At 64.5% G+C, this 17393-nt stretch carries 20 protein-coding genes and 1 riboswitch; of the genes, 12 read left to right on the plus strand and 8 right to left on the minus strand.

Features of this window, described 5'->3' with window-relative positions; genetic code table 11:
* Positions 1 to 50: 50 nt before the first annotated feature.
* The gene (locus ACE3PR_RS08575) at positions 51 to 755 is read right to left on the minus strand and encodes a DUF1223 domain-containing protein (RefSeq protein ID WP_374370567.1); all 705 of its coding nucleotides are present in this window, start codon (positions 753 to 755) and stop codon (positions 51 to 53) included.
* Between the two features lie 135 nt (positions 756 to 890).
* Between ACE3PR_RS08575 and ACE3PR_RS08580 the strand changes: the two genes are divergently transcribed.
* Together ACE3PR_RS08580 and ACE3PR_RS08585 are read left to right on the plus strand one after the other, a co-directional pair.
* On the plus strand, positions 891 to 2222 hold the full coding sequence (locus ACE3PR_RS08580; protein WP_374370570.1) for a TrkH family potassium uptake protein: 1332 nt from the start codon (positions 891 to 893) through the stop codon (positions 2220 to 2222).
* A complete protein-coding gene (locus ACE3PR_RS08585) occupies positions 2215 to 2886 on the plus strand; it encodes a TrkA family potassium uptake protein (RefSeq protein ID WP_374370573.1) in 672 nt (223 codons plus the stop codon). The genes ACE3PR_RS08580 and ACE3PR_RS08585 overlap by 8 nt, the downstream gene beginning before the upstream one ends.
* A gap of 35 nt (positions 2887 to 2921) precedes the next feature.
* Here ACE3PR_RS08585 and ACE3PR_RS08590 read toward each other — a convergent pair whose 3' ends face one another.
* Positions 2922 to 3155: a DUF1127 domain-containing protein gene (locus ACE3PR_RS08590; protein WP_374370576.1), complete on the minus strand. Its 234-nt coding sequence runs from the start codon at positions 3153 to 3155 to the stop codon at positions 2922 to 2924.
* 228 nt (positions 3156 to 3383) lie between these two features.
* Between ACE3PR_RS08590 and ACE3PR_RS08595 the strand changes: the two genes are divergently transcribed.
* The 5 genes from ACE3PR_RS08595 to ACE3PR_RS08615 all read left to right on the plus strand — a co-directional run bounded on the left by ACE3PR_RS08595 (position 3384) and on the right by ACE3PR_RS08615 (position 6776).
* On the plus strand, positions 3384 to 3716 hold the full coding sequence (locus tag ACE3PR_RS08595) for a hypothetical protein (protein ID WP_374370579.1): 333 nt from the start codon (positions 3384 to 3386) through the stop codon (positions 3714 to 3716).
* 117 nt (positions 3717 to 3833) lie between these two features.
* The gene (locus tag ACE3PR_RS08600; RefSeq protein ID WP_374370582.1) at positions 3834 to 4445 is read left to right on the plus strand and encodes a LysE family translocator; all 612 of its coding nucleotides are present in this window, start codon (positions 3834 to 3836) and stop codon (positions 4443 to 4445) included.
* 22 nt (positions 4446 to 4467) lie between these two features.
* Complete coding sequence (locus ACE3PR_RS08605; RefSeq protein ID WP_374370585.1) at positions 4468 to 5679, plus strand: MFS transporter; 1212 nt, start codon at positions 4468 to 4470, stop codon at positions 5677 to 5679.
* Positions 5680 to 5816: 137 nt separating this feature from the next.
* On the plus strand, positions 5817 to 6530 hold the full coding sequence (locus ACE3PR_RS08610) for an SDR family NAD(P)-dependent oxidoreductase (RefSeq protein ID WP_374370588.1): 714 nt from the start codon (positions 5817 to 5819) through the stop codon (positions 6528 to 6530).
* A gap of 30 nt (positions 6531 to 6560) precedes the next feature.
* On the plus strand, positions 6561 to 6776 hold the full coding sequence (locus ACE3PR_RS08615) for a 4-oxalocrotonate tautomerase family protein (protein WP_374370591.1): 216 nt from the start codon (positions 6561 to 6563) through the stop codon (positions 6774 to 6776).
* On the opposite strand, the gene ACE3PR_RS08620 is transcribed toward ACE3PR_RS08615, so the two are convergent.
* Entirely contained in the window at positions 6773 to 7687 is a 915-nt protein-coding gene (locus ACE3PR_RS08620) for a LysR family transcriptional regulator (protein ID WP_374370594.1), read from the minus strand. The genes ACE3PR_RS08615 and ACE3PR_RS08620 overlap by 4 nt on opposite strands.
* Before the next feature lie 169 nt (positions 7688 to 7856).
* Between ACE3PR_RS08620 and ACE3PR_RS08625 the strand changes: the two genes are divergently transcribed.
* Together ACE3PR_RS08625 and ACE3PR_RS08630 are read left to right on the plus strand one after the other, a co-directional pair.
* Positions 7857 to 8324, plus strand: a complete 468-nt coding sequence (locus ACE3PR_RS08625; RefSeq protein WP_374370597.1) for a carboxymuconolactone decarboxylase family protein — start codon at positions 7857 to 7859, stop codon at positions 8322 to 8324.
* Positions 8324 to 9232 carry a sigma-70 family RNA polymerase sigma factor gene (locus tag ACE3PR_RS08630; protein ID WP_374370600.1) on the plus strand — a complete coding sequence of 303 codons (909 nt, stop codon included), beginning with the start codon at positions 8324 to 8326 and terminating at the stop codon, positions 9230 to 9232. The genes ACE3PR_RS08625 and ACE3PR_RS08630 overlap by 1 nt, the downstream gene beginning before the upstream one ends.
* A 153-nt stretch (positions 9233 to 9385) precedes the next feature.
* Here ACE3PR_RS08630 and gcvA read toward each other — a convergent pair whose 3' ends face one another.
* The gene (gene gcvA / locus ACE3PR_RS08635; RefSeq protein ID WP_374370603.1) at positions 9386 to 10288 is read right to left on the minus strand and encodes a transcriptional regulator GcvA; all 903 of its coding nucleotides are present in this window, start codon (positions 10286 to 10288) and stop codon (positions 9386 to 9388) included.
* A gap of 123 nt (positions 10289 to 10411) precedes the next feature.
* On the opposite strand from gcvA, the gene ACE3PR_RS08640 reads away from it, so the two are divergent.
* Positions 10412 to 10729: a multidrug efflux SMR transporter gene (locus ACE3PR_RS08640; protein ID WP_374370606.1), complete on the plus strand. Its 318-nt coding sequence runs from the start codon at positions 10412 to 10414 to the stop codon at positions 10727 to 10729.
* A 141-nt stretch (positions 10730 to 10870) separates the two neighbouring features.
* Positions 10871 to 11044: a hypothetical protein gene (locus tag ACE3PR_RS08645; RefSeq protein WP_374370609.1), complete on the plus strand. Its 174-nt coding sequence runs from the start codon at positions 10871 to 10873 to the stop codon at positions 11042 to 11044.
* Positions 11045 to 11075: 31 nt separating this feature from the next.
* Here the strand turns inward: ACE3PR_RS08645 and ACE3PR_RS08650 are convergent, their stop codons facing one another.
* Genes ACE3PR_RS08650 through ACE3PR_RS08665 form a run of 4 tightly spaced genes read right to left on the minus strand, consistent with a single transcriptional unit; the run spans position 11076 to position 14726 of the window.
* Positions 11076 to 11864, minus strand: a complete 789-nt coding sequence (locus tag ACE3PR_RS08650) for a class I SAM-dependent methyltransferase (protein WP_374370612.1) — start codon at positions 11862 to 11864, stop codon at positions 11076 to 11078.
* The gene (locus tag ACE3PR_RS08655) at positions 11861 to 12661 is read right to left on the minus strand and encodes an ABC transporter ATP-binding protein (protein ID WP_374370615.1); all 801 of its coding nucleotides are present in this window, start codon (positions 12659 to 12661) and stop codon (positions 11861 to 11863) included. Before ACE3PR_RS08655 ends, ACE3PR_RS08650 begins: the two co-directional genes overlap by 4 nt.
* A complete protein-coding gene (locus ACE3PR_RS08660; RefSeq protein ID WP_374370618.1) occupies positions 12658 to 13665 on the minus strand; it encodes a FecCD family ABC transporter permease in 1008 nt (335 codons plus the stop codon). Before ACE3PR_RS08660 ends, ACE3PR_RS08655 begins: the two co-directional genes overlap by 4 nt.
* A gap of 41 nt (positions 13666 to 13706) precedes the next feature.
* Positions 13707 to 14726 (minus strand): ABC transporter substrate-binding protein, encoded by a 1020-nt coding sequence (locus ACE3PR_RS08665; RefSeq protein ID WP_374370621.1) that lies wholly within the window; start codon positions 14724 to 14726, stop codon positions 13707 to 13709.
* A 221-nt stretch (positions 14727 to 14947) separates the two neighbouring features.
* Positions 14948 to 15175: riboswitch (cobalamin riboswitch) on the minus strand.
* 136 nt (positions 15176 to 15311) lie between these two features.
* Between ACE3PR_RS08665 and ACE3PR_RS08670 the strand changes: the two genes are divergently transcribed.
* Positions 15312 to 17378, plus strand: coding sequence for a PAS domain-containing protein (locus ACE3PR_RS08670; protein WP_374370624.1), 2067 nt, complete (start codon positions 15312 to 15314; stop codon positions 17376 to 17378).
* Positions 17379 to 17393 lie beyond the last annotated feature (15 nt).

A 17393-nucleotide genomic window follows, 5' to 3' on the forward strand; every position in this document is an offset into this window, starting at 1 on the left:
CATCGGGAATCTACAGGTTGCCGCGATGATGGGTCCGCCGCTCCGTTCCGTCAATCGGTCGCCGCGGCCAGGATCGCGCCATTGGCAGCCCCCTGGATCAGGATCGCGCGCTTCAGGGCCGGATCGCCCGCCGGCAGCGTCATTTCCATGGCCGCACCCTGCCAGATTCCCAGCCGGGTCAGCTCCCGGACCGCATGGGTGATGGTCAATTCCCGGCCGCCATTCTCGCCCCGCGCCACCGGAATCTCGATCGGCCCCGGTTCATAGCGCACCAGCCAGATCTCGGCCCCGATCTCGGCGGTGGAAACCGGTTCCCGCGCCGCGCCGATCGCGACCTTGTCCGGGCCCAGCGTGATGGCGGCGGCGTCCGGGGCGCCTTGCGCGGCGATCTCCGCCTCGACTTCACCGAGATCATGCCCGACCAGATCGGTCCGGCCATTGACCACCATCTGCGGCGTATAGACAGAATTGTTGCCCAGCGCCCGCGCATAGCCGTGCTGACGCTCGGTGAATTCCGGCTTCCCGAAAGTGTCCTGCCAACCGAGATAATCCCAATAGGTGACCCCGAAACTGAGCGCCAGCACATCCGTGCGCCGGGCGAGCTTCCCGAGATTGGCATCGGCCGGCGGGCAGGAGGAACAGCCCTGGCTGGTAAAGAGTTCGACCACCGCGGGACCGGCCTCGGCAGCCGGCGGCATTGTCAGGCAGAAAATCGCAGCCGGCAGGAACCGGAAGGAACGGCGCAAGATCGACATCGGACACCTCATCCAGCTTGTAAGAAGGTTTCGCGCCGATAGGCAGATTTGTTACCTCGCCTGATGGCCGCCGGGCTGGACAGGGTTCCTCCACCGGTGCATCGTCCGGCCCGACCTACCGGGGAGTTTTCGAGATTGCGCGATTCGCTGCAGCATCCCACGCGTTTGGTGCCGCTGGCCTTCATCGCCGCCATTGCGCTCGGCACCTTTCTGCTGATGCTGCCCATCGCCAAGGCCGGATCGGGCGGTGCCACGTTCCTGGTGGCGCTCTTCACCGCCACCTCGGCGGTCTGTGTCAACGGCCTCATCGTGGTCGATACGCCGACCTATTGGTCGGGCTTCGGCCAGGGGGTGATCCTGGTTCTGTTCCAGGCGGGCGGGCTCGGCATCATGAGTGGTGCGACCTTGCTGGGCGTGCTGGTGACGCGGCGTCTGCGCCTTACCACGCGGCTGGTGGCGCAGACCGAAAATCGCGGTCTTGCCATCGGCGATGTCTTCGGGATCTTGAAGATGGTCATCGCGGTGACCTTCGCGACCGAGGCCCTGGTCGCCGTCATCCTCACCTTGCGCTTCCATTTCGGCTATGGCGAGACCTGGGGCAACGCCCTCTGGTATGGCATTTTCCACGCCGCTTCTTCTTTCAATAATTCCGGCTTCTCGACCTATTCCGACAGCCTCGTCCGCTTCGCCCTCGATCCCCTCATTTTGGTGCCGGTGATGCTCTCGATCCTCCTGGGCGGCATCGGTCTGCCGGTGCTCTACGATCTCCGGCGGGATCCCGGGCGGCCGGTGAAATGGAGCCTCCACACCAAGATCACGCTCCTGGGTTCCGCGATCCTGCTGCCGGCGGGTTTCCTCGCTTTCCTTTTTTATGAATGGAACAATCCGGCGACACTGGGCGCTTTCGATGGGGGCGGGCGGATGCTCAACGCGCTCTTCCATTCGGTGACTTTGCGCACTGCCGGTTTCAACACGATCGACGTCGCGGCGATGACGCCGTCCTCCTTCGTCGTCTCCTATGCCCTGATGCTGATCGGCGGCGGCAGCGCCAGCACCGCGGGCGGCATCAAGGTCGGCACCTTCCTGATCCTCAGCCTCATTATCTGGGCCGAGATCCGCGCCGATGCCGATGCCAGCGCCTTCGGCCGCCGCCTCTCCAGCGACGTGCAGCGCCAGGCGCTTACCGTTGTGCTGCTGACAGTGGTGGTCGTCTTCTGCGCGTCGCTTGCCTTGCTGGCACTCGCCGATTTCCGGCCGAGCTTCCTCATCTTCGAGGCGATCTCGGCCTTCTCCACCACCGGCATCTCGACCGGGATCACCGGAAAGCTGCCGCCGGCGGCGCAATGCGTCATCATTCTGTTGATGTTCGTCGGCCGCATCGGCACGATTACCATCGCGACCGCCTTGGCTCTGCGCCCCAGGCAGCAGCCCTTCCGCTATCCAGAGGAGCGCCCGATCGTTGGCTAAGACCTTTCAGCCCAGCAGCAACAGCGTCGTCGTGATCGGCCTCGGCCGTTTCGGCGGCGCGGTCGCCGAATCCCTCGTGCGCCTCGGCCATGACGTGCTCGGCATCGACGAAGATGCGGAACTGGTGCAACGCTGGGCCGATACGCTCACTCATGTGGTGCAGGCCGATACCACCAGCGCCGATACCCTGCGCCGCATCGGCGTGCAGGATTTCGAAAGCGCCGTGGTAGGGATCGGCAATGATCTCGAGGCCAGCGTGCTCACGGTGCTGGGGCTCTCGGAACTCGGCGTCAAGGATATCTGGGTCAAGGCCCTGAGCGAGCGCCACGGCCGCATCCTGGAACGCACCGGTGCCCATCACGTGGTCTATCCCGAGATGGAGATGGGCGAGCGCGTCGCCCATCTGGTCACCGGCCGCATGATCGATTTCATCGAATTCGACGACGGTTTCGCCATCGCCAAGACGCGCGCCCCGCGCGAAGCCGTCGGCCTCACGCTGGCACAATCCGCCTTGCGCACCAAATACGGCATCACCATCGTCGGCGTGAAACGGCCCCGGACCGATTTCACCTATGCCCAGCCGGACACGCTGATTGCCGCCGGCGATCTCCTCATCGTCTCCGGCCCGACCAAGCTGGTCGAAGCCTTCGCGTCGCTCACCTGACGGCCTATTGGCGCCTGGCCATCAACGCCTGGCTATTAGCGTCTGTCCGAGAAGGGCAGGTCGCGCGCCAGGCGATAGGCGCCGCTAACGATCTCGCAACGCGAGACGCCAATATCGTTCAGCATCCGGTCGTCCAGGTGCTCCAGGGCGCGCTGGGTCTTCCAGCTATCCCAGGCCATGCGCCAGCGCCGGGTCAGGCATCGCCACCAGCGGTTGGGCCGCGCCCGGGTCGGCGATCGCAGGGCCATCTGTTCCATCGCTTCATTCATCTTCTTGCACTCCATCCGAATCGGCGCCGTCCCATGCGGCGCGTTGCAATGGATATGCCCGTGCTGGTTCACGCTGGCTGTGAAGGGCTTCACAAGATTCCCGGAGAAAGTGTCGCATCGGGCTGGAACTGGCCCGGCGGCACGCCATTTAAGGAGTGTTGGCGGGAAAACCACCCCATGCCCGGGGCGGTGGTTCCAGCCGGCAGGGGACCGGAAAGGACATCTGCCATGCCCCATTTACGTCTCGGTTTGATCGTCGCGGCTCTCGCTTTCCTCGCGGCCCCCGTTCTTGCCGATCCCGGCGCCATCCAGGACCCGACCGGTTGTGTCGGCGGCAATACCGCCGCCAATTGCCGCAATGTGCCGGCGCAAAGCACGGGGCATGGCGGCACCGGCGGCGATCGCCTGCGCCCCTCCGACAGCCGCGGCCTTTCCAGCGGCGACCGGCTGCGCAAGACCTCGCCGCTCCCCAGCCAGCAGATCCAGCGTGCGCCCACGCCGATTGTGCCGCCGCCGGGTTCGACGGGTCTCGGCGGTGGGTCGACCGGGCTTGGCCATTGATGTCTCGGTACAATCCGCGCGTTTGAGCTTTCCGGCATGACCCCTATGCCCAGCCCGCGCTGGTGACGGGCGCTGGATTGCGGCACTCTTTCCGCCATCACTCAGGGGCCCAGCATCATGACCTTCACGGCACTTCTCATCTTCGCCGGCATTTACGCCGCGGCGGTCTTTTCACCGGGGCCGGGTGTCGCCGCCGTGGTGGCGCGCGGCATGGCGACGGGGATTCGTCGCACGCTTCCCTTCATCCTCGGCATCGTGCTGGGTGATCTCGTCTGGTTCGGTTTCGTGGTGGGCGGCCTCGCGGCCCTTGCGCAGAATTTCCACATCGTCTTCCAGATCATCAAATATGCGGGTGCTGCCTATCTCGCTTATCTCGCCTGGAAGCTCTGGACGGCACCCGCGACCTCGCCGGAAGGTCAGCAATATGTGAAGGGCGAAGGCTTGCGCCTGGCGCTGTCCGGCCTCTCCATGACGCTCGGCAATCCGAAGACCATGGTCTTCTTCCTCGCCATCCTGCCGCAGGTGGTCAGCGTCGAGACCATGAGCGCCTTCACCATCGCCGAGCTCTGCGTGCTGATGGCGGTGATCCTCGCCGCCATCATGGTGTTCTATGCGGCGCTCGCCGATCGGGCGCGGCGCTTCATCGCCTCGCCGAAGCAGATGCGCATCGTCAACCGCGCCACCGGCGGCTTGCTGGCCGGCGTCGCCGCCGCCATCGCTGCGCGCTGACAGTCTTCATCGGTATCCCGCAATGACCGGCGATCTCGTCGATTCCCGTTACGCCTGGCTGCGCCTCTGGGCGGCCCTCGGCATCGCCGTCATGGGTGGCATCGGCCTGTGGTCGCCGGTGGTGGTGCTGCCCACGATCGAGGCCGAATTTGGCACCGGGCGCGGTGGCGCCTCCTTGCCCTATACCGCGACCATGATCGGCTTTGCGCTGGGCGGCGTGTTGATGGGGCGCTTCAGCGACAAATTCGGCATCTTCTGGCCGATCGTTGCCGGCGCCGTCATGCTGGCGGCGGGCTTCGGTCTCGCCTCGCTCTCGAGCAGCTATTGGCAATTCGTCGTCATCCAGGCGGGACTCATCGGTCTCCTCGGCTGCTCGGCCACTTTCGGTCCGCTGGTGGCCGACATCTCGCACTGGTTCCAGCGCCGCCGCGGCATCGCCATCGCCATCGTCGCTTCCGGGAATTATCTCGCCGGCACCATCTGGCCGCCTCTGCTGCAGCACATGATCGACAACATGGGCTGGCGCCAATCCTATCTCATCCTCGGCATGCTCTGCCTCGTCACCATGCTGCCTCTGGCGCTGGTTCTGCGGCGGCGCGCCGATCTCGATGCCCCGGCGGGTGGCAACGGCGCAGGACGTCCCGCGCTCCTGCCGCTCCCCTCGCGGCATCTGCAATTGATTTTGATGCTGGCGGGGCTGGCCTGCTGTGTGGCCATGGCGATGCCCCAGGTCCATATGATCGCCTATTGCGGCGATCTCGGTTACGGCCCGGCGCGCGGGGCCGAAATGCTCTCGCTGATGCTGGGCTTCGGCGTGGTCAGTCGACTCATCTCCGGTGTGATCGCCGACAAGATCGGCGGCATCGGCACCCTCATCTTAGGCTCGGCACTGCAATGCCTGGCACTCATCTTCTACCTGCCCTTCGACGGTCTCGTCTCGCTCTACATCGTCTCCGCCCTGTTCGGCCTTTCCCAGGGCGGCATCGTGCCGTCTTACGCCCTCATCGTGCGCGATTATTTCCCCGCGCGCGAGGCCGGGACCCGGGTCTCCCTGGTCCTCACCGCGACGGTCGCCGGCATGGCGCTGGGCGGCTGGCTCTCCGGCCTCATCTTCGACTGGACCGGCTCCTACGAAGCCGCCTTTGCCCATGGCATCGCCTGGAACCTCCTCAACATGAGTGTGGCCTTCTGGCTGCTGACCAGCCGGCGGGGGCTGAGAGCGGCGGCGGCCTAGCGCCCCCGTATCCTTCCGATCCCTGCAAGACTGCCTTCCTGCCGGCGCCGCTACAGCGCCGGCCTGCCGTCCCCTACCTTCTCTCCCATCGGCGCCGCCACCCGAACCGGCCGTGCCCGTCAGCAAAGGAGAACGAAGTGATTGAGGAAAAGAAGGTCGTCATCATTACCGGTGCCTCGCAGGGCATCGGCGCCGCTCTGGTCGAGGGCTATCGCGCCCGGGGATACAATGTCGTCGCCAATTCGCGCAGCATCCCCTCAAGCGATGCGGCGGATCTCGTCGCGATCTCCGGCGATGTCGCCGATCCCGCCACCGCCGAGCGCGTCGTCGCCGCGGCCGTTGAGCGCTTCGGCCGCATCGACAGCCTGGTCAACAATGCCGGCATCTTCATCGCCAAGCCCTTCACGGATTATAATGCGGCGGATTTCCAGGCGATCCTCGGCACCAATCTCGCTGGCTTCTATCATGTGACCCAGCGCGTCATCCCCGAAATGGCGAAGCGCCAGAGCGGCCATATCGTCAGCATCACCACCAGCCTCGTGGATCAGCCGATCAAGGGTGTGCCCTCGGTGCTGGCCAGCCTCACCAAGGGCGGCATCAATGCCGCGACGCGCTCGCTCGCCATCGAATATGCCGATCAGGGCATCCGCGTGAACGCGGTCTCGCCCGGCATCATCAAGACGCCGATGAACGAAAAGCTGGACCGAAATTTCCTGGCCACCTTGCATCCCGTGGGCCGCATGGGCGAGATTGCCGACATCGTCGACGGCGTTCTCTATCTGGAACAATCCCGTTTCGTCACGGGCGAGATCCTGCATGTCGATGGCGGCCAGAGCGCCGGACATTGGTAAGAAGTCACTGGAAAGAAGGGGAGAAAACCGATGCCATACGTGAATATAAAGATCACCCGCGAAGGCGGGACGACCCGCGCGCAGAAAGCCGCGATCATCAAGGGTGTGAGCGAATTATTGCTCAACGTCCTCAACAAGCCCTTGAACGCCACTTTCGTCGTCATCGACGAGGTGGAACTGGAGGATTGGGGCGTGGGCGGCCTGCCGGTCGAGGAATACCGCGCGGCGGAGAAAGCCAAAACCTAAAGCTGCGAGATGCGCGCGAATTCCGCCTTCAGCCGCGGCACTGCAAAATCGAAGAACGCGCGCACCTTGGAAACCGCCAGCCGCCCTTCCGGCGTCAGCAGATGCACCGGCAGGGCGGCCGATGGCGGATCGACGAGAACAAGTTCGAGACGTCCGTCGCGCACCGCATCCGCGACCTGATATGAAAAAAGCCGGGTCAGGCCATTTCCCTCAACGGCCGAGGCGATTGCCGCCTCGATCGTGTTGACGACCAGGCGCGGCTCGATCTTGACGATCTGCGGATGGGCGCCGGGCTTCACCTGCGGGAAGGTCCAATTGTCCGATCCGAACACATTCATGGCGATGCATTGATGGTCCGCGAGATCGGCGGGTGCCGCGATCTTCGGCCGCCCGGCGAGATATGCGGGCGCCCCCACGACCACGCGGCGCACCTCGCCGAGACGCATTGCGATAAGGCTTGAATCGGGGAGATGGGCGATGCGCATGGCGACATCGATTCCCTCGTCGATCAGCGCGACCTTGCGGTCGAGGAGATGCAGCCGCGCCTTGACCGCCGGATAGGTGGTGAGGAAGGCATCGAGGACCGGGCGCAGCACATGGGCACCGCTGGAGAGCGGCCCGGTGAGGGTGAGGAGACCGCGCGGTGCCGCCGTTTCGCCGGCGGCCAGCAGATCGGCTTCTTCCAGTTCCGCCAGCACCCGGCGGCAGGCTGTGGCATAGCGCTCGCCGGCTTCCGATAATTTGATCGCGCGCGTGGTCCGGTGCAGCAATTGGGTGCCGACATGGGCTTCCAGGAAGGAAATGGCGCGCGTCACCGCCGCCGCCGACCGGTTGAGGCGGCGGCCCGCCGCGGCGAGGCTCCCTTCATCCAGGGCCGTCACGAAGACGCGCATGGCCTCGATTCGGTCCATGACCCGAGCCCCCATTATTGCGTTTGGCGTGATAATAGCCGTGAAACAGGGCCCAATCAGCCGAAATCCGGCCTCGGGGCCGGCGCCCAAAAAGAATTCCGGATCCCGTGTCACACCGGCCGGGGCTGGCTCGTCTTCCTCGTACCACAACCCATAAGGAAGATGTGTCATGCAAGCGCGATTGAACCATTGGCAAGCCAACCCCAATGCCATGCAAGCCATGCTGGCTTTGCAAAAGCGCGTCAGCGCTGGCCCACTGGAATTCAGCCTGCAGGAATTGGTGAAGACCCGTGCCTCACAGATCAATGGCTGCGCCTATTGCCTGGATATGCACACCAAGGACGCCCGCAAGGCCGGCGAATCCGAGGCCCGGCTTTACCTTCTCAATGCCTGGCGCGAATCGCCGCTCTACAGCGAGCGTGAGCGCGCGGCCTTGGCCTGGACCGAGGCTCTGACCAATCTTGCGCAGACCCGGGCTCCGGACGCAGACTACGCCCTGCTGCAGGAACATTTCACGCCGGAGGAACAGGTTGAGCTCACCTTGCTCATCGTCACCATCAATGGCTGGAACCGCTTCGCGGTCGGTTTCCGCGCCATCCACCCGCTCGGCGAGGAAAGCGCTGCGAAGAGCGCTTGATGCAGACGATGTCTGACGCGAAGGCACATGCGGCGGCCGCCGAGGCCGCCGCGACCTTCGCGCCGCATCGCCGGCGGCTCGTGCGCGTCGCCTATCGCATGCTGGGCTCGATGGCCGAGGCCGAGGACATCGCGCAGGAAGCCTTCCTGCGCTGGCTCGGTGCCGACCGCACCGGCGTGCGCGAACCCGAGGCGTTTTTGACGCGCATCGTGACGCGGCTCTGCCTCGACCAGTTGAAATCCGCCCGCGTCACGCGCGAGACCTATATCGGCCCCTGGCTGCCGGAACCCATCGTCATGCCCGAATCCGAAACCGAGGCGCAAGACGACCTCACCCTCACCTTGATGCTGGCCCTCGAACGCCTCTCGCCGCTGGAACGTGCTGCCTTTCTGCTGCATGACGTCTTCGGCCTCGGTTTCGACGAAGTGGCAAAGGCGATCGACCGCGACGAGGCCGCCTGCCGGCAATTGGCTTCGCGCGCGCGCAATCATGTGCGTGCCGAAAAGCCGCGCTTTCCCCTGCCGGAAGGCGAGGGGGAAAGCATCGCCGCCGCCTTCTTCACCGCGTCGCGCAGTGGCGATGTTTCCGCCCTGCAGGCCATGCTCGCCAATGCCGCGATCGTCTATTCCGATGGCGGCGGCAAGCGCCTCGCCGCCTTGAACCCCATCTACGGAATCGACAAGGTGACGCGCTTCTTCGCTGGTCTTGCCGCCCATGACGCCTTCGCGAACTCCACCTTCCTGCGCTACGTCTTGATCGACGGCCTGCCGGGTTTCGTCTCGGTGGAAAAGGACGGCATGATCCAGACCACTGCCTTCGACATCGCCGAAGACGGCCGCATCAACACCATCTACATCACGCGCAATCCCGACAAGCTCGAACGGCTGAAGACCCAGCTCGATTCCTGACCGGATCGATTCTTGGTCAGTGTCCTATCTGTCATCCCCCGCGAAGGCGGGGGATCCACGAGTTCCTATATCTCGGCCGGGAAAGTCGTGGATGGCCCGCCTGAAGCGGGCCATGACAGAATGAGGTAGAAGCGAGACAACTCGACAAGGGCCTCAAATCGGAAGATGAGGGACGATCTCCTCCCGCACCCATCGCCGCAAGGCCGCGATGGCGGGGCGGTTCTCGGCGCCGATTGGATAGACCAGGTCATAGCGCAAGCCGTCGAGCACCGGCCCGAAAGGCTGGATGAGCGCGCCCGATTGCAGTTCCGCGGCCACCAGGGCGACGCTCAGCAATGCCACACCCTGGCCGGCGATCGCCGCCTGGATGGCGCTGTTCTCGTCATTGAAGGTGATACCGGATTCGGGATCGATCTCGGTATTGCCGGCACGTCCCACCCAGGCGCGCCAGGAAGGGACGCTTACCTTCGTCGCACTCGGTCCCCATTCGAAATGGATGAGCGTCGCGCGGGCAAGATCGCGGCCCTCGCGAACGCCCAGATGCGGACTGCAAAGGGGCGCGAAATGATCGGTCAGCAGCGGCACGGAAATGAGACCGGGGTAACGCCCAAAGCCATAGCGGATCGCGGCATCCGCTTCGCCGGCGGCAAGATCGACCGCCGCATCCGAGGCATGGAGCCGCAGATCCCAGCCGGGATGCAAGGCCGGAAAGCTCGCCGCCCGCGGCACCAGCAATTTGGCGGTGAAGGCGACGGTGGCCGAAAGGGTCGCCACCTGCCGCGCGGAGCGCTTCTGCACTTTCTCGACCGCCCCCGCCATCTGGTCGAAGGCCTGGCGCAATTCGGGATAGAAACCTTGGCCTGCCGGCGTCAGCACCACCCGCCGGGTCTGGCGCTCGAAGAGGGCGATTCCCAGCCCTTCTTCCAATTGCCGGATCTGATGGCTGATCGCGGTGGGGGTGACGCCGAGTTCGGCCGCCGCGCGCTTGAAACTCTCCTGCCGCGCCGCCGCCTCGAAGGCACGCAAGGAGGAGAGCGGGGGCAGGCGCCGGCTCATCGGTTTATAGCTGAGACTGAATCATCCATAGCCTGAGAAGTTCGCGTTTGTCGCCGCCATCGTCAAGGCCATATCCATCTCATCGCTGATTGAAACTCACGCATAATGAGAAGGAAACACGTCATGGCCTGGGTCTATCTGGGTGCCGCTGCGATCTTCGAGGTGATCTTCGCGCTCTCCATGAAATATGCCGAGGGCTTCACCAGGCTCGGCCCCACCATCGTGACCGCGATCGCCGTCATCTGCGGCATCGGCTTTCTGACCTTGGCTCTGAAATCGCTCCCGGTCAGCATCGCCTATCCGATCTGGACCGCCATCGGCACCCTGGGCACGGTGGTTTTTGGGTTCCTGTTCCTGGGCGAGGCGCTGACCGCCGCCAAGATCGTCTCGGCGATCGCCATCGTGGGCGGGGTCGCCGGGCTCAAGCTGACCGCCGCGTGACCCTTAAAGACGCTTGCCTATCCCTTCGGCGATTTCGAGGATTAGGCAAGCATCCGCCACTTCCCGATATTCGGAAATCAACCCCGGACCCCTATCTCCTCATCCAAGAGCGAAAGCTCAGATCTTCGAGGAGACCCGATCATGTCCAATATCCGCATTCTGGAAATCCGCGCCGCCGAGGCACGCCAGGCCGAACTCGTCCGCCGCCTCGCCGCCGAGGAACCCCGCCACCGCCTCCCCGACTTCGCCCGCAATCTCGGCCTGCCGGCGGCCTTGCTGCTCTCGGCCTTTCTCGTCTCCGCCTTCGGCGCCTGACCACCATGAAGAGGGCCGGCGTTCAGATCGGCTATGAGGAGGATCCCGGCTTCACCGCTTTGAGGATGAAGCGCCGATAGACCAGGGTGCGCAGTTTGTTGCGGAGATCGGCGGTTCTGCGCTGGGCCTTGGCAATCGGAGCATGTGACGAGAGTTGAATCTGGCCGAACCCGGCTTCTTCCAGCAAAGGTGTGACGTCCTCGGCCCGCAGCCCCTTGCCGAAGGGCAGCGCTGCCATGATGGCGCCGTGACTTTCGCTCATGGCGCCGTCGTAATGGACGTCCTGGCCTGCCACGCGATCAATCAGCGAGATAAGGCGTTGCGCGATCCGGCCGGTCGGCTTGGGCCGCGCCCAATCGCCGTCGAAAAAGAGCAGCGCGCCGCCCGGTTTCAGCAGCCGATGCCATTCCCGGAACGCTGCCATCGGATCGGTCAGGGTCCAGACCAGATGGCGGCAGATGATCGCGTCGAAACCGGCATCGGGCAGATAGGTCGCTTCCGCATCGGCGAGGTGAAAGCGCACTCTCTCGCTTTTATCCGCATGTTTCGCGCGCGCTCGCGCCAGCATGGCCTCGGAAAAATCCAGCGCCGTCACCCGGTGGCCGAGGGCGAGCAGCAGGTTTGTCACCTCGCCGGTACCGCAGGCGAGTTCCAGCACATCGCGCGGGCTCTCGCCGATGCCGTCGCGGATCGCCTGCGCCCAGGCCTCCGCCTCGGGGCCTTCCGGAATGCGGTGGCCGAAGGCGAGATCGAAGGTCTCGGCGCGGTTCGACCAATAGGCGCGGATATCTTCCTTGAGCGAGTAATTGTCGCGCCTCATGAGGCCAACTCCAAAGCCTGCGGCGTCGCGGCGCGCGCCGGCGCGAAATAGACATGGGGCCGGTTGTGAAAGGGCGAGCTGCCGATCACCGCTTCCACCCCGAAGACGTCGCGGATGAGATTCCGCGTCAGCACATGCGACGGCAATCCCGCCGCCACCACACGTCCCGCCTGCAGCACCGCGATCTCGTCGCAATACATGGCGGCGAGGTTGAGATCGTGGAGCGCCACGATGCTGGTGACCGGCAAATGCGCCACCAGATGCAGGATTTCGAGCTGATGCTGCACATCGAGATGATTGGTGGGTTCATCCAGCAGCAATTCGCTGGGCGTCTGCGCAAGTGCCCGCGCGATCTGCGCCCGCTGTTTCTCGCCGCCCGAGAGCGTGTGCCAGGATTGATGTCGCTTCGCGGCGAGGCCCACCTGCCGCAGGGCACCCTCGACCGCCGCGTCGTCGCGGGCATTCCAGGCGGCGAGTGCCCCGCGATGCGGTGTGCGGCCGAGGCGCACGACATCTTCGACCGTGACGGCGGCTTCCGTATTCACCTGCTGCTCGACAAAGGCGATGCGCCGCGCAATGAGCGGGCGCGGCATCTGCCGAAGATCGATCTCGCCCAGGGTCACGATGCCGCCGGCCACCTGCCGCAATCCGCAGATGAGTTTGAGGAGGCTCGACTTCCCCGATCCGTTGGGGCCGATGAGGCCCAGGGTCTTGCCGGGTGCCACGGCGAGCGAGACGCCATTGACGATCATCTTGCCGCCGATGCCCCAGCTTATATCCGTCGTCGTGATGCTCATGTATGTGTTCTCCGGGCGCGGTAGAGGATGAGGGCGAAGGCCGGCGCGCCGATGAGGGCAGTGACCACGCCGATGGGCAGCACCTGCTGCGGGATGATCGTGCGGCTGACGATATCGGCCAGCACCATGAAGACCGCGCCGATCATCATCGATGCCGGCAGCAATCGGCCGTGATGCGGTCCCACCAGGAAGCGCGCGGCATGGGGAATGACCAGGCCCACGAAGCCGATCGAGCCCACCATACTCACCATCGCCGCGGTCATGGCGGCGCTGGTGCCGAAGAGGATAAGGCGCACCCGCATCACCTTGACGCCGAGACTCGCCGCCGCATCGGTGCCGAAGGTGAAGGCATCGAGGGCGCGGGCATGGGCCTGGCAGACGAGGAATCCGACCAGCGCCACGGGCGCCGCCAGCGCCACATCCGACCAGCGCACGCCGCCGAGATTGCCCAGGAGCCAGAACATGATGCCGCGCGCCTGTTCCGCATTGGCCGAGGAGGTGACGATATAGGCGGTCAAAGCATGGAAGAGCTGCGAGCCCGCCACACCGGCGAGGATGATGCGATCGGCCCCGCCGGAACCTGCCGCCAGCAGTGCCACCAGGACAAAGGCGATGACGGCGCCGCCGAAGGCGCCGGTGGAAAGGGTGAGAACGCCGCCGCCCAATCCCAGGATCACCACGGCGACGGCACCGGTCGAAGCACCCGCCGATATCCCCAGCACATAGGGTTCGGCGAGCGGGTTCCGAAGCAGCGCCTGCAGGATCACGCCGGACAAAGCGAGGCCAGCCCCGCAACAGGCGGCGACCAGCGCGCGCGCCAGGCGGTAATCCCAGATGATGCCCTCGTGAATCGGCGCGACCGGGTAATGGGTCCCAAGGGCGCGGTTGGCGATGGCGCGGAAGGCGTCGGCAAAGGGCACCGCCACCTCGCCGATCGAGACAGCGAGCGCCACCGCCAGCACCAGCGCCATCAAGGCGCCGGCGATGACGAGGACGAGTGGCATCCTTTGATGCCACCCGCCGATCGCGTATGAAGGAGTCGCTTTCAATTCACCAACCCGAAGCGCTGGATCGCATCGGCCAGCATCTCGATCCCGTCGATGGTGCGGATCGTGGTGCTCATGGATTGCGCCGGCAGCACGACCCAATGCTGTTGCTTGACGGCATCGAGTTCACGCGCCACGGGGTCGGTTCTCAGGAAGTCGATCTTCACATTGACATCGTCGGCGCCGTAGCGGCGGCGATCCATCTCGCCCAGCACCAGCACGGCCGGGTTCTTGCCGGCGATGGTTTCCCAGCTGACCAGCGGCCATTCCTCTTGGGTCTCGATCACGTTCCGAGCGCCCAGCGTCTCCATGATATAGGCGGGCGCACCGTTCTTGCCGCCGATATAGGCTTCGCCCTTCACCTCGGGGCTCGAGAACCAGAAGGCCATGGTGATGTCTTGCGCGGCACCGGCCACTTTCGCCTTCGCCGCCGCTTCGCGCGCCTTCAATTCGCGCACCAGTTCCGCGCCGCGATCCTGCACGTCGAAGATCGCCGCTAATTCCGTGATCTCCTGATAGATGAGGTCCATCGTGAACATCTCGACGCGGACACCGTCGCCGCCCACGCTATTGTCCTTCGCCGTGCAATCGGCCGGCGAGACATAGCTGGGGATGCCGAGATCGTGGAATTGCGCGCGCTTGGCGACGGCACCATTGGGACCGACATGCCATTCGAACTGCGCCGCGACCAATTCCGGCTGCCGGGCGATCACACTTTCGAAGCTGGGATCGTTATCGGCAAGGCGCGGGATCCCGGCATTCGCCGCCTCGAATTCCGGCGGTACCTTGCCGAACCAGACGGCGGTACCGACGATCTTTTCGGAGAGACCCAGCCACATCAGGATCTCGGTGCTGTTCTGCCCGATGGTGACGGCGCGGCCAGGCGCCTTCTCGAAGGTCACCACTTCGCCGCAATTGGTGAGGGTCAGCGGATATTGCGTGGCTTCCGCCAATACCGGCTGGACGACACCGAACAGGCCGGCGGCCAGAGCCGCCCCGCCGAACACGATCTTCTTCATCTGCAATCCCCTTGAATGATTATGTAATGTTATAACATTACATATATAATAGAACGATATCAACCGGCTGCTGCGCAGCTTTTGGCCGATGCCGGATGTGAGGATCACGGGCGCCGGCCCGGGACCGGACGTTTTGATGGATTGCAGGCAGGATTGCCGGTTTCCCGGCGTGAAAAGGACATAGCCATCGTCAATGCTCCCTTCGGGCACCCCGCCCGGTTGCATCATCACGTCTCGATGGCAGGTCTCCTGACTCGCGGGTCTTGGCTTTGCACCGGCCTTCCCGGATCCGGTCTTCTGGATCCAGTGGCTTATGGGCGGCGCATCGCTATCCGCTTACAGTTGCGGGGGCAGTCACGGTTTTGGCCCCTATCTGGGTCGTCCGCACCGTGTTCCCTATTAATCCCCTGGACTTCATCCGTCGGGGAACCATCAGGTCGAGTGATAGGACCGCGAGCCGCGTCACGTCAAGAGATGGAACCGCTCGCTTGTTAAATCGTTATCTTTTGTTAACCAATTTTGGGTCCTAATCAGGGTCACCGATAGTTGCGCTCTGCCCATCCCACTGCTCGCGAGGCGGTTCAGATGACAGACGACCTTCCTGTCGCCCCGCCTGGCGTCGCGATGCCTGCCGTCACGATGCCTGTCGCGGAACCGGCGGCACCTGTTCTCGATTTCCGTGCGCTTTTCGAAGGCGCGCCCGATCTTTATCTGGTGCTGACCCCCAGCCTGCGCATCGTGGCGGCGAGCGATGCCTATTGCCGGGCGACACTGATCCAGCGTGATGCCGTCATCGGGCGTCAGCTCTTTGACGTTTTCCCCGACAATCCCGACGACCCGGCGGCCGATGGCGTGCGCAATCTCCGGGCCTCGCTGGTGCGCGCGCTGCAATTCCGCCGCCCCGACGTGATGCCGATCCAGAAATACGACATCCGCCGTCCCGATGCCGAGGGCGACGGCTTCGAGACGCGCTATTGGGCGCCGCTCAATACGCCGGTCCTCAACGCCGCGGGCGAGATCGCCTGGCTCATTCACCGCGTCGAGGACGTAACCGAATCCATGCGCCTGCAGGCGGAAGGCGAAGACCGCAAGGAATTCATCCGCCGTCAGCAGGGCATCATCGACCAATTGCGCAGCACGAAGCGCTTTCTCGACGCCGTGGTCGACAACCTCCCCGGCATGCTGTTCGTGAAATCCTATCCCGATTGCCGCTTCGTGCTGTTCAACCGCGCCGGCGAGGAATTGCTCGGCTATCCCAGTGAAACATTCCTCGGCAAGACCGATTACGATTTCTTCCCCAGGGAACAGGCCGACCATTTCGTCGCCAATGATCGCGCCGTGCTGGAAGCTGGCATTCCCGCCTTGACCACCGAGGAACCGATCGACACGCGCTACCAGGGCCAGCGTATCCTGCGCACGATCAAGGTCCCGGTGATGGATCCGGACGGAAAGCCGGAATATCTGCTGGGCTTCTCCGAGGACATCACCGAGAAGAAGACGATGGAGCAGCAGCTCCGCCAGGCGGTGAAGATGGAGGCGATCGGTCAATTGACCGGTGGCATCGCGCATGATTTCAACAATCTCCTGAGTGTCGTCATCGGCAATCTCGATATGGCGCTGGAAGGCGCGGCCCTCGATTCCGCGCAGCGCGAGTTGATCGGCGAGGCATTGAACGGCGCCTTGAAGGGGGCCGAGCTCACCCGGCGGCTGCTGGCTTTTTCGCGCACCCAGCCACTGCAGCCCACCTCGATCGATCTCAATCACAGCCTGCCGCAGATCGCCGCCATGCTGCGCCGGATTCTGGGCGATCATATCGAGGTCGAGCTGCATCCCGGCGACAATCTCTGGCCGGCCATGGCGGACGCGGCGCAGGTCGACGAGGCGGTGCTCAATCTCGCCATCAATGCCCGCGATGCCATGCCCAAGGGCGGCAAGCTCACCATCGAGACGATGAACACCCCGCTCGACGCGGAATACGCCGCCCACCACGCCGAAATCGTGCCGGGCGATTACGTGCAATTGGCGGTCAGCGATACCGGAATCGGCATGTCGCCCGAGGTGATCGAACACTGCTTCGAGCCCTTCTTCACCACGAAGGATGTCGAGAAGGGGACCGGCCTCGGCCTCAGCATGGTCTATGGCTTCGTCAAGCAATCGGGCGGCCATATCAAGCTCTATAGCGAGCTCGGCCACGGCACCAGCGTGAAGCTCTATTTCCCGCGCGCCGGCACGCCCAGCATGACGGCCGCCCATGCCGCCACCGAGGCACCGCCCGCCGGCGCCGAATGTGTGCTGGTGGTCGAGGACCGCGCCGATCTTCGCGCCGTCACCGTGAAGCAGCTCGCCGATTTCGGCTACCGGACGCTGGAGGCGGAGAATGCCAGGGGTGCGCTCGCCATGCTGGCCGCGCATCCCGAGATCCAGCTCATCTTCAGCGACATCGTCATGCCGGGCGGCATGACCGGGACCGAGCTTGCGCGCGAGGCGCACCGGCTCTATCCGCGCATCAAGATCCTGTTGACCTCCGGTTACACCGCGCGTGCCGCGGCCAACGGCTTCCACGACATCGAGGGGCTCGATCTGTTGTTGAAGCCGTTCCGCAAGGCCGATCTTGCGCGCCGGCTGCGTGCACTCTTGGACGCAGAGCAATGAAGGAATAAATGTCGA

It is taken from the genome of Dongia sp., assembly GCF_041909655.1.
GTDB lineage: Bacteria > Pseudomonadota > Alphaproteobacteria > Dongiales > Dongiaceae > Dongia.